The 12191-nt window shown below is 70.5% G+C and carries 7 protein-coding genes; 2 read left to right on the top strand and 5 right to left on the bottom strand.

Annotated elements, in window-relative coordinates; genetic code table 11:
* Positions 1 to 3: 3 nt before the first annotated feature.
* Both ACGFMP_RS12795 and ACGFMP_RS12790 read right to left on the bottom strand, forming a co-directional pair.
* Complete coding sequence (locus ACGFMP_RS12795) at positions 4 to 900, bottom strand: RNA polymerase sigma-70 factor (RefSeq protein ID WP_393672202.1); 897 nt, start codon at positions 898 to 900, stop codon at positions 4 to 6.
* A gap of 146 nt (positions 901 to 1046) precedes the next feature.
* Positions 1047 to 2777 carry an L-aspartate oxidase gene (locus ACGFMP_RS12790; protein ID WP_393672200.1) on the bottom strand — a complete coding sequence of 577 codons (1731 nt, stop codon included), beginning with the start codon at positions 2775 to 2777 and terminating at the stop codon, positions 1047 to 1049.
* Positions 2778 to 3440: 663 nt separating this feature from the next.
* On the opposite strand from ACGFMP_RS12790, the gene ACGFMP_RS12785 reads away from it, so the two are divergent.
* Complete coding sequence (locus ACGFMP_RS12785; RefSeq protein WP_393672198.1) at positions 3441 to 4790, top strand: NAD(P)/FAD-dependent oxidoreductase; 1350 nt, start codon at positions 3441 to 3443, stop codon at positions 4788 to 4790.
* 48 nt (positions 4791 to 4838) lie between these two features.
* On the opposite strand, the gene ACGFMP_RS12780 is transcribed toward ACGFMP_RS12785, so the two are convergent.
* Together ACGFMP_RS12780 and ACGFMP_RS12775 are read right to left on the bottom strand one after the other, a co-directional pair.
* Positions 4839 to 6497: a cytochrome bc complex cytochrome b subunit gene (locus ACGFMP_RS12780; RefSeq protein WP_393672197.1), complete on the bottom strand. Its 1659-nt coding sequence runs from the start codon at positions 6495 to 6497 to the stop codon at positions 4839 to 4841.
* A 252-nt stretch (positions 6498 to 6749) separates the two neighbouring features.
* Positions 6750 to 8897 (bottom strand): SpoIIE family protein phosphatase, encoded by a 2148-nt coding sequence (locus ACGFMP_RS12775; RefSeq protein ID WP_393672196.1) that lies wholly within the window; start codon positions 8895 to 8897, stop codon positions 6750 to 6752.
* A 261-nt stretch (positions 8898 to 9158) separates the two neighbouring features.
* On the opposite strand from ACGFMP_RS12775, the gene ACGFMP_RS12770 reads away from it, so the two are divergent.
* Positions 9159 to 10781 carry a cytochrome b N-terminal domain-containing protein gene (locus tag ACGFMP_RS12770; protein ID WP_393672195.1) on the top strand — a complete coding sequence of 541 codons (1623 nt, stop codon included), beginning with the start codon at positions 9159 to 9161 and terminating at the stop codon, positions 10779 to 10781.
* 81 nt (positions 10782 to 10862) lie between these two features.
* On the opposite strand, the gene ACGFMP_RS12765 is transcribed toward ACGFMP_RS12770, so the two are convergent.
* Complete coding sequence (locus ACGFMP_RS12765; protein WP_393672194.1) at positions 10863 to 12167, bottom strand: MFS transporter; 1305 nt, start codon at positions 12165 to 12167, stop codon at positions 10863 to 10865.
* Positions 12168 to 12191: the final 24 nt, after the last annotated feature.

The following is a 12191-nucleotide window of genomic DNA, read 5'->3' as shown; positions in this document are numbered from 1 at the left end:
GGGTCAGACGGCCATGGCGCCGAGTTTCGCGGGGTTCATGATGACGAGCACGCGGTCGATGCCCTCCGCGGTGACGCTCACGGTGAGGACGGCGACCACGGTGCCGCCGCGGGTCAGGCGCACCGCGGGCCTGCCGTTCGCCTCGACCGGCTCCGAGGTGATGCCGGGCCAGAAGCGGTCGGCGAAGGCGTGGTAGAACCTGGCCACGGTGTGCGGGCCCGTGACGGGGACCCTCGATGCCTGCGCGACTCCTCCGCCATCGGAGTACGAGATGACGTCGTCCGCGAACACCTTCTCCATCAGCGACACGTCCCCCGCCTGGGCGGCGGCCACGAACGCCGTCAGGAAGCGCTGGTGGTCGGCGGGCGCGACACTGGCACGCTTCTCCTTGGCCAGGTGCTTCCTGGCCCTGCTCACCAGTTGGCGCGTGTTGGCCTGCGACTGACCGATGATCTCCGCGATCTGCCCGTACGGGTAGTCGAATGCCTCGCGGAGCACGTAGGCCGCCCGCTCCGGCGGGCTGAGCTTCTCCAGGAGCATCAACACCGCGACCTCCAGTGCCTCGCCGTTCACGGCGCCGAGTGCGGGGTCGCTGCTGGTGTCGACCGGTTCAGGAAGCCACGGGCCGACATAGGTCTCACGGCGGACCCTCGCGGACTGGAGCACGTTGATGGCGAGCCTTGTCACCGTCGTCGCCAGGAACGCCTCGGCGTTCTCCACCTTCGATCGGTCGTAGGTCTGCCACCGGATCCAGGCCTCCTGGAGGACGTCCTCGGCTTCGCTGACGCTGCCGAGCATCCGGTAGGCGATGCCGAACATGCGGCCGCGGGAGTCCTGGAACACGACCTCCGCCGCACGGAGGTCCTCGGAGTCCTCCGCTGGATCGTTTCTCGACGGCATCTTCCGCGGTATCCGTATCCCAGTCGCTGTGTGGCGTGCCCACCCACGCTTTCGAGCCTACCGCTGCCGGATTTGACGCGCCCGGTCGGCATTCGCCCGTGACGAAGCCGCCTCCCACGACCCGTGGACGCCGGATGCAGGCCGGCTCATTCGGCGAGCTTTCCCACGGTCGAGACCTCCTGCATCAGCGAGGCGATCCGCTCGGGGATCGGCGCGATGGCCTCGCGGGTGACGCCCGCGGTCGGGGACCACACGAGATTCACCTGCAGAGCGGGGTCCATCCCGGGAAAGTCGCTGCGGTTGTGGCAGCCGCGCGTCTCGCGGCGTTCCAACGCCGCTTCGAGGGTGGCCCGGGCCGCCAGGGCCGCGGACTTGAGGTCGAAGGCGTGCGCGAGGTCCTGGTAGCCGGCGATGTCGGGGTGTACGCCGACGTCCTCCATCCTCGTCTCGATCGCCGCGAGCTCCGCGAGCCCGGTCCTGAGCCCCTGCTCGTCGCGTACGACACCGGCGTGCTCGGTCATGGTGTTGCGGACGGCACGCTGCAAGGCCCGTACGTTCTCCGGTCCGTCCGCGGCGAGCAGCTCGTCGACCTCCGAGCGGGCACGCGCTGTCGCCGACGCCGACCGCGGCTGCGCGGACAGGGCCTCCGAGTAGGCCGCTGCGGCCCGGCCCGTGATCCGGCCGAAGACCAGCAGCTCGATGAGGCTGTTGCCGCCGAGGCGGTTGGCCCCGTGGAGCCCGCTCGACGCCTCGCCGATGGCGTAGAGGCCGCGTACATCCGTGCTGTGGTCCTCAGGACGCACCCATACCCCGCCCATCGAGTAGTGCGCGGTGGGAGCGATCTCGATCGGATCACGGGTGATGTCCAGCATCTGCAGGTCGAGAAGCGTCTGGTAGACCCTGGGAAGCCGGTTCATGATCTGCTGCCGAGGCAGGTGGGAGACGTCGAGCCACACGCCTCCCTTGGCGGTCCCGCGCCCTTCCTTGATCTCCGTGTAGGCGGCGAGTGCCACCCGGTCGCGGGTGGAGAGTTCCATGCGCTCCGGGTCGTAGCGGGTCATGAACCGCTCGCCGAGCGCGTTGCGCAGGATGCCGCCTTCACCCCGGGCGGCTTCGCTGACGAGGGTGCCGGCCGCGTTCTCCGGCTCGATGATCCCGGAGGGGTGGAATTGGACGAGCTCGGGATCGCGCAGCCGGGCTCCGGCCTCCGCGGCCAGGCGGAAGGAGTCACCGATGTTCTCGTCGCGGCGTGAGGAGGTGCGCCGCCAGATACGGGTGTGGCCGCCCGCTGCGAGGATGACGGCGTCGGCATGGATCAGATGCCGTGTCCCGTGGGTGAGGTCGAAACCGTAGGCGCCGAAGACGGCACCGTCGTGCACCAGGAGCCGGGTGATGTAGACGCCGTCGAGTACGGGGATCCGGAGTTGTTCCGCCCGCCTGATCAGCGTCCGCTGGATCTCCAGGCCGGTGTAGTCGCCGGCGAAGGCCGTGCGCCGGAATGTGTGCGCGCCGAAGAAGCGCTGGGATATCCGGCCGTCGCCCTCCCTGGCGAAGGCCATGCCGTAGCGCTCGAGATCGTCGATGCCCTGGGCGGCACCCTGGGTCACGATCTCCACGGTGCGCGGATCGGCGAGGAGGTAGCTCTCCTTCAGGGTGTCGGCGGCATGCTGCTCCCAACTGTCCTCAGGATCCATCGTGGCCAGGGCGGCATTGATCCCTCCGGCGGCGAGTGCCGTGTGGGTGTCCTCCTTCAGGCGCTTGCCGACCGCGAGTACGTCGACACCGGCCTCCGCCAGTTCCACGGCTGCTCGTAGTCCTGCACCGCCTGTGCCGATGACCAGCACGGCAGTGGAGAGACGACGTTCGGTGATGGCCACGTTCCTGCTCCGTTCACATCGTTTGTCACCGGCTACGACCGGATGCACCGGACATCTGTGACACCCCTCGGACCCCGGCGCGACCCGGGAGGCGGCGGGCGGGCCCGGACCGGCACCGCTGTCACAGATCGGTGCAACGTCCAGTTAAGTACTCATATGGCGCAAACGGAACATCAGGTGCCGAGGTGACATCGACCCCGACCTCCCGTCCAGTCCACGGACGCGGCGATGCGGGAGTCGCTTCCCGCCCGCCGATCGGCATCGTGGTCCGCGGCCTGCGGCTGCGTCGCACCTGGGTGGATGACACGATGGAAAGCCACGAGGAATGCCGAGCTGATGGACGAGCGCCTCCCGGTCCCGCGGCGCGCCGGTCTGCGCGGTACGCACGCGAGCACACCGCGGCCCTCGCCCTGCGGCACCGGCTTCCCCGCCGGCTGAGCGGCGGTACCGCGGTCCAGGCCGCCTCGCGCCACCTGCCCGCCTCTTCCCGGTCGCCCGGCTGCCGCGGAGATGGGGCTCCCGCTCCGTGACGGGCGGAAAGGCCGCCCGTTACCGGGGGAAGCCCTGGCGGGGCGTGCCGCGCCCGGCACTCGGCAGGACTGTCACAGCGGGGAGTCCTGTCCGGTCTCCACTGGGGAACCGACATGAGGAACAGAGGGCACTGTGCGTGAAATCCTGATCGTCGGGGGCGGCTACGCAGGCTTCTACACCGCGTGGCGCCTCGAGAAGAAGCTGCACCCGGGAGAGGCGCGTGTCACCGTCGTCGATCCGCGTCCCTACATGACCTACCAGCCGTTTCTGCCTGAGGTCCTTGCGGGGTCGATCGAGGCGCGGCATGCGGCGGTGTCGCTGCGACGGCACCTGCACCGCACCAGGCTGATCGCGGGCACGGTGACGGAGATCCGCAACCGTACACGGAAAGTCACCGTACGGCCGGAGAGCGGGCCCGACTACGAGCTGACCTACGACATCCTCGTGGTGACCGCGGGCGCGGTCACCCGGACCTTCCCGATTCCCGGGATCAGGGAGGAGGCCTTCGGGCTGAAGCACGTCGAGGAGGCCGTCGCCATCCGCGACCGCCTGCTGACCTCCTTCGACCGGGCGGCGGCACTGCCACGCGGACCCGAGCGCGCGAGGCTGCTGACCGTCACCTTCGTCGGCGGCGGATTCTCCGGCGTGGAAGGCTTCGGCGAGCTGCTGTCCCTGGCGACGGCCCTGCTCAAGCGCTATCCGGAGCTCGACGCGTCGGAATTGGACTTCCACCTTGTCGAGATGCAGGGGCGGATACTCCCCGAGGTCACCGACGAGCCCGGTGCCTGGGTCGTCAGGTCCCTGCAGCGGCGTGGAGCGCGGGTGCACCTGAACACCCAGCTCCTCTCGGCGGAGAAGGGCCACGTGGTGCTGTCGGACGGGAACGAGTTCGACTCGGGGCTGATCGTCTGGACCGCGGGCAACGCGTCCAACCCCACCGTGCACAACCACACCGACCTCCCCGTCGACCGGCGCGGCCTGGTCGTGGTGCGGGCGGACCTGCGGGTGGGGACCGAATCGGACGTGGTGCCGGACGTGTGGGCGGCGGGCGACGACGCGGCAGTGCCCGACCTCGCGGTCGAGCAGCCCGGCGCCTTCGCCGTGGCCAACGCCCAGCACGCGGTGCGGCAGGGCAAGCGCCTGGCGAAGAACATCGTGGCGACCCTGCGGGGCGGGGAGCCCAAGGACTACGTGCACCACAGCCTGGGCGTGGTGGCCACCCTCGGTATCGGCCGCGGCATCTTCCAGTACCGCGCGCTGGTGATCAAGGGCCTGCCCGCCTGGGTCATGCACCGCGGCTACCACGTGCTCGCGGTGCCGACGTGGGAGCGGAAGGTGCGGGTGCTCGCGGTCTGGTCGACCGCCGCCCTCTTCGGGCGGGACATCGTCTCGCTGGCCTCGGTGCAGCACCCACGGGCGGCATTCGTCTCGCGGGGCGACCCCCGGCACCCGGACGGACCGCCGGAGACCACCACGCGGTGAGCCCGGCCCACCCGGCCCCGCACGTACCCCTTCCGGGGCCGCCGGCGGTCACCGGCTGTCCTGCTCCTCCAGTTGCTCGGGGTGATGCTCCCAGTACTCCTCGGCAGTCGGTTTCGGAATGCGGCTCCGCTCGCCGTACAGGGCCTGGGACAGCGTCACCCGCACTCTGGTGAGCAGCAGTTGCCACCGCGGGCCCCCTTCCTTCCCGCCCGGCGGCGCCGAAGGCGCGACCAGCGGGGACGGCTGGTCGTGCGCGGTGAGAACGTGCAGTCTGTCCTGCGGCAGCACCGCGTGCACCTCGATGACCTCGCCGGTCGGCAGACGCCTGAGGGTGCCGGTCTCCCGTCCGTGCAGGACCTCGTTGCGGTCCCGCCGCTGCAGGCCGAGGGCGAACCTCTTGGCGACGGTGAAGGCGAGGGGCGGCACCACCAGGATTCCGACGCGGACCGCCCAGGTCACGCTGTTGACGGACACATGGAACCAGGTGGCGATGAGGTCATTGCTGCCACCCACGAGAGCCACCAGGTAGAAGCTGATCCACGCCACCCCGAAAGCGGTCCGCATCGGCCGGTTGCGCGGCCTGTCGGCGAGATGGTGGTCGGAAGTGTCGTCGGTGACCCAGGATTCGAAGAACGGATAGAAACCGATGACCGCGAGGGTGGCGCCGAACACCGTCAGGGGAATCAGGACGTCGAGGATCAGTGTGTGTCCCCACAGGTTGATCTCCCAGCCGGGCATGATGCGTTCCAGGCCGTCCGCGAATCCCATGTACCAGTCCGGCTGGGATCCCGCCGACACCTGGTCGGACCGGTAGGGCCCGTACTCCCAGACGGGGTTGATCTGGGCGATTGCCGCGACCAGTGTGACGACTGCGGTGACGATGAAGAAGTAGCCGCCTGATTTGGCCAGGCGCACCCAGAGGAAAGGCTGCCCCACGATGTTCCCGTTGGTGCGCCCAGGGCCGGGGAACTGGGTGTGCTTGTGGTGGAAGAGCAGGATGAGGTGCACCAGGATCAACGCTGCCATCGCCCCGGGGAACAGGAGGACATGGATGGCATTGAAGCGGGCGACATAATCGGTCCCCGGAAATTCGCCACCGAAAAGAAACATCGAGAGGTACGTGCCGACGACCGGCACGGAAAGCAGTCCGCCCTGCACGACACGGGTCCCGGTGCCGGACAGCAGGTCGTCCGGGAGGTCGTACCCCGTCAGCCCTTCGAACATGGCCAGCGGGAGCAGTGCGAATCCGACGAGCCAGCTGATCTCGCGGGGCTTCCTGAAGGTTCCGGTGAAGAAGTTCCGCATCATGTGGAAGAGGATCCCGGCGACGAGGATCAGTGCCGCCCAGTGGTGCATCTGGCGGATCAGGAGACCGCCCCGCACATCGAGGCTGATGTGCAGGGTGGACTCGTAGGCCTCCGACATCCTGACGCCCTGCAGCGGTACATAGCTTCCCTGGTAGACGACCGTGTTCATCGACGGATCGAAGAAGAGCGTGAGGTAGACACCGGTCAGCATCAGAATGACGAAGCTGTAAAGGCAGATCTCGCCGAGCATGAAGGACCAGTGGTCAGGGAAGGCCTTGCGCATGTTGGCCTTGGCCAGCTGGTGGATCCCGGCTCTGCCGTCGAACCAGTCCGCGACCCGGAATCCTTTGGAGCGGACCGGGGGTTCCGCCGAATGGAGCGCGGTTTCTGAGTCACGCATGGTCGGCTCCAGCTGAGGCGGTGCAGGGCGGACTCCGCCGGCGGCGGGATGCGAGGCGGGGGTGGTGCCGGATGATCGTTCAGTATGCCTCTCACGCGGAGAACCCAGGACGAGGCGGGCGCCGCCACGCCGAATTCCGCCGGATCCGTGCGGTCATCAGGTCGAATCGTGCGACCGCGGATTCTCCGCGGGGCGACAAGGATGGGCGGAACACGGATAACGCATGAAGGCCGGGTCTGCCGGTGAAGGCGGTCAGCCGACCTTCAGAAGCAGGAGCGCGGTGTCGTCGGCGCGATGGCCCGGGGGCTGGCCGTGCGTCAGCAGGGTGTCGGCGAGGGCGTCGAGGCCGCCGCCGGCACCGGAGAGGGCTGCGGCGAGTTCGGCGATGTTGCTGTCGTGGTCGGTGCCGGGGATCTCGATGAGTCCGTCGGTGAAGAGGGCCAGCACCGCGCCCGGGGGCAGGTCGATCCCGGTGATCGGGTAGCGCGCCGCAGGATCGACGCCCAGCAGGGGGCCGGGCGGCAGGTCGAGGATCCTGCCCGGGTGGCCGGGGCGGCGCAGCAGCGGTGGCCAGTGACCTGCGGTGGCGAGGTGGGCAGTGTGCCGGGCGAGGTCGAGGGTCACGCACAGGCAGCTGCAGAGCAGTTCGGCGTCGAGGTCGATGAGCAGCCGGTTGGTGCGCGCGAGGACCTCGCCGGGTGTCGCGCCGGACAGGGCGTACGCGTGGACGGCGGTGCGGACCTGGCCCATGAGGCCCGCGGCGCTGACGCTGTGGCCTTCGACGTCGCCGATGACGGCGACGGCCTCGGTGGCCGACACCCGGATGACGTCGTAGAAGTCGCCCCCGACGTCCACGCGCCGGTTGGCGGGCAGGTAGCGGGCGGTCGCTTCGAGGCCCGGGAGCGCGGCCAGTGCGCGGGGGAGCAGGCTCGCCTGGAGGTCCTCCGCGAGCTGGTGGGTGGCGTCGTGCTGCCGGGCACGGTCCAGGGCCTGGGCGATGAGTGTGGCCAGGGAGGTGCAGACCGCGCGCTCCTCCAGGGTGAACGGATGACGCCGGGAGTAGCCGACCACGCACAGGCCGACCAGCTGGCCGGAGACCATGAGCGGCAGCCACGCCCACGCGGCCACACCGGAGGAGGCCTCGGCCGCCTCGGGATAGGCCGCGCGCAGATCCTCAGGACTGGCGAAGAAGGACGCCACCCCTTGCGCCAGCCCCCAGGCCGGCGCGTGCGGGGCCAGCCCCGGTACGGGCACGTCGGTGGCGAGGGGGACCCCTTCGAAGAGCCGGACCAATCCCGGACTGACCCCCCGGTGGCCGACCAGCCGTACCCTGTCCTCCTCCGCGACGAGCAGCCCGAAGGTCTGCGCCTGCAGGGCGAGCAGGAGCTGGTCCGCCACCAGGTCCGCGACCTGCCGTACGGACACCGCTTCGGACAGCGCGGAGGAGAGGTGCATCCGATGATGGAGCGCGTTGAGCCGATCGGCTCCGGCCAGCGCCTGGCGGTCGGGCGGATCCGGTCCGTCCGGCTCCTGCCGGCTGTCGGCCGGGGTGATGCGCAGACTCACCCCGTTCCGGCCCGGGTGGAGGACGAAGAGGAGACGCCCTCCTGCGGGCGGCCGGGCGATGTAGGTGGCCGGCAGCCGGCTGACGATCGCGGCCTGGTGCCGGTACTCGAGTTCCGGATCGGCCAGCCACGGCACCGCTTCCCACAGCCGGGCCCCCACGAGGCGCGCATTGTCGCCGCCCAGGACGGCGGCGGCGGTGGGGTCGACGAAGGTGACGCGCCCCTGCGGATCCAGCTGGCAGCTCCCCTCGGGCACAGCGGCGAGGAAGTCCACCGCGGCCTGGGCCTGGGCGGGCTCGGGACTCTCGGGAGAGGGGAAGGCGAGGAAACGCGGTTCCGCCTGCGGCCACAGGTGGTGCCCGGCGGCCGCGGCACCCTTCACGACCCACGCGATGGACTCGGCCGCCGTGGTGAGCACGGGGCCCACGGGCGTGTCAGGCCCAGGATCGCTCTCGGAGAGCAGAGCCAGCAAGGCACCCCAGGCGGTGGAGCCGGTCAGCAGCGGGATGACGGCCACGGCACGGGGATGGGGGAGGACGGCGGCGATCTTCGGGTAGCGGCGGGCGATCTCCTCGCCTGAGCCGATCCACACCGGACGCCGCTCCTGGAGCGCTTCCGCGACGGGCCCGCCGCCTGCGGCCACCCGGACACGCCGCAGCGGTCCGAGGAAATCGAGGGGCATCCCGGCACTCACGGCCAGGGTCAGGATCTCGCCGCCGGGCTCGAGAAGGAAGAGGGCCCCGGCGTGCGCGCCCACCGCTTCGACCGTCCGGGCCAGCATGTGATCCACCAGGTCCCGTACGGCGGCCGATCGAAGATCTTCGCCATTGCCCATCCGCCGATACCCATTCCCCTCGGTCCCACCCCTACAGGCTGACGCACGGACGGCGGCAGCGCACTCCGTGACGGCGCGGTGAGCGGTGCCACGGTCCACGGTCGCTTGTGGGGCCGATGTGTCACAGAACCGGCATCGCCGTGGTCTACCAGGAGGACACGTACACACACGGCGGTGGCCGGCGCGCGATCCCAGGGCACCTGGGGCCTGCGTCGTCCTTCAGCCGGATCGGACGCCGGGGGACTCGGAATGAGTGGGGACATGGGCAACGAGAGCCGGCCGGACGCACCGCGGCAGGGCCGTCATACGGGGAGGGTCGCCGCCTGGGCAGAGGCACGTCTCGGCACCCGCGGGCCGGCCGGGACCACCGTGATGCGGAGGATCTTCCCGGACCGCTGGGCCTTCATGCTGGGGCAGATCGTCCTCCACAGCTTCCTCATCCTCGTCGTCACCGGCATCTACCTCTCCCTCCACTTCCACCCTTCGTCGGAAGGGAAGGTCTACCGGGGCGGCTATGCGCCCATGAGGGGCCAGTCGGTGTCGGACGCCTTCGACTCGACGATGCACATATCCTTCGACGTCCGTGGCGGCCTGCTGATCCGGCAGGCCCACCACTGGGCGGCGCTGATCTTCGTGGCCGCGATGTTCGCGCTCGTCATGCGGGTGTTCTTCACCGGGGCGTTCCGCAAACCGCGCCGGCTCCTGTGGGTGATCGGCCTTCTGCTGCTCATCCTCGGCATGCTCGGCGGCCTGACCGGATACGACCTGCCCGACGACCTGCTGTCCGGCACCGGTCTGGCCGTCGTGAACGGCACCCTGCTCTCGCTGCCGGTCATCGGCACCCGCCTGTCGGACTTTCTCTTCGGCGGCGAGTTCCCCGGCCACGAGGTGGTGGCCCACTTCAATCTGCTGCACGTCGTGGTGATCCCGATCCTCATGGCGGCACTGATCCTCGCCTGCGTGGCATGGTCGTCCCGTCAGGGGCAGAACCGGCAGGTTGGAGCGGGCCGTTCGCGCAGGAAGCTCGTCGCGTTGCCGCTGCGGGCCCACGCGGTGAAGTCGGTGGGCTTCTTCTTCCTGGTCGCGGGCGTCGTCTTCCTGCTCGCGGCGATCGCGCAGATCAACCCCATCTGGGAATACGGGCCCTACCGCGTCGACCAGGTCTCCACCGGGTCGCAGCCCGACTGGTACATGGGCGTGGCCGACGGCCTGCTGCGTGCGATGCCCGGCTGGGAGGTCACCGCCTGGGGCCATACGCTCGCGCTCGACAACCTCGTCCCGCTGGCGGCGACCGGGGCACTCTTTCTCGCACTCGGCGCGTACCCCTTCGTCGAAGCCTGGGTGACCGACGACGACAGCGAGCACCATCTTCCGGACCGGCCGCGCAACCGGCCGGTGCGTACGGCCCTCGGCGCCGCGTGGCTCGCCCTCTACGCCGTGGCGTTCCTCGGCGCCGCGAACGACCTGATCGCCACCCACTTCTCGCTCTCGGTCGACGCGGTGACTTGGGCGGTCCGCATCGGCCTGTTCGCCGCGCCCGCCGTCGTCTTCGCGCTGGCGAAACGGGTGGCACTCGGTCTGCAGAAGCGCGACCGGGACAAGGTGCTGCACGGCCGCGAGACCGGTGTCGTCAAGCGCCTCCCACACGGCGGTTACGTCGAGGTGCACGAGCCGCTCAGCCCCCGGCAGGTGCGCCTGCTCACGGACCACGAGCAGTACCTGCCCCTCACCCCGGGCCGGGTGGGAAGCGCCGACGGCCCGGACACCCGGACCCAGCGCCTGCGGGCAGGGCTCAGCCGGCGCCTCTACGGCCCGGGAACGCAGATCCTCAAGCCCACCGTCCCCGAACCCGAGGACATCGCCGCCGGGGGGCACGGGCCGTGAACCCTGCCCCCTCGGCGCTCGATGCGGGTGCCGCTGATTCACCCGGGCAGGCCCCGGTGCACGGTCGCCGGTTTGCCGTCGTCACCGGCCGGCCTGCGTGGGGCCGGACACCGGAAGGACCTCGACGACGGGATCGGCCGCACGGGCCGTCCGCACCCGCTGGGCAATGAGGGCGAGGGCGCCGAAGGCGATGACGGCGATGCTGTAGACGACCGCGGTCCTGTGCAGGCCCACGTTCGTGGTGGCGAAGCCGGCGACGACGGCCGGGATGCTGAAGGCGAGGTAGGAGATCACGAAGGCGACTGCGAACAGCTCACCGCGCTCGGCCGGTTCTGCGATCCGCGCCAGCGTGCCGAAGCTCGCCAGGCCCGCCGCCCCGAAGCCGACCCCCGCGAGGGCCGTGCCGATGGCCGCCGCGGTGACGGAGCCGGCTTCGACCCCGGTCAGTCCCACCGCCGTACCGAGCACCAGCAGCGCGGCGCCGAGCGCCAGCGTGCGTTCCGTCGGCCAGCCGCGCAGCGCGAAGGCGGTGATCGAGGCCGGTACGCACAGGATGGTGACGACAAGGCCGCCGATCACATGGCTCGACAGGCCGAACAGGCCGACGGCCACCGACGGGCCGAGTGCGAGGTAGAGGCCGCCCAGCGCCCAGCTGGCCACGAGGATCGGCACCAGGGCGATCAGGTCCGCCCGCAGCCGGGGCGCGACGCCGAGCCGGGGCTGCAGTGAGCGGGCGGCGCCCGGCCTGAGCTGGGAGGTCTCCGGCAGCCCGGCGAGGAGCATACCGGCCAGCACCAGGCCCGCGAGCAGGATCACGTAGACCAGCCGGGTCGGGTGCGGTCCGTACTGCACCAGGAATCCGCAGCCGAGCGCGCCCAGGCCGAGGCCGAAGGTCGGCGCGGCGCCGGTGATGACGCCCGCCCGGTGCGGTGCGTGCGGCGGGTTGAGGTCGACGAGGGTCGCGCCGAGCGTGGTCATGGCCGCCCCTGTGGCGATGCCCTGGACGAAACGGGCCAGCAGCAGGAGGGACACGTCGCCCGCGGTGATGAAGAGCACCATCGCCGCCGCTTCGAGGGCGATCGCCGAGATGAGGACGGGACGGCGGCCTATGTGGTCGGAGAGCGCGCCGAGCACCAGCAGCGCGCCGATCATGCCGACGACGTAGACCGCGAAGACCGTGGTCAGCATGGAGGCGGAGAAGCCCCATTGCTGCTGGTAGACGACGTAGAGCGGCGACGGCGCGCTCGACGCGGCCATGAAGAGGACGAAGATCGCCGTGATGGCGGCGAAGGCTGCCGGGCGGCTCAGCCCGCGCCGCCCGGACGAGCCTCGCGGCGCGGTGGCGGAGCCGGGACTCTCGTTGTGGCGCGTCTGCGCGACGGTCATGCTGATCTCCGATTGCAGTGATCA

It is taken from the genome of Streptomyces sp. NPDC049040, assembly GCF_043197715.1.
In the GTDB taxonomy this organism is placed as follows: Bacteria; Actinomycetota; Actinomycetes; order Streptomycetales; family Streptomycetaceae; genus Actinacidiphila.
Note: the sequence above shows the minus strand (reverse complement) of the source record. Positions and strands in the feature narration are given on the sequence as shown.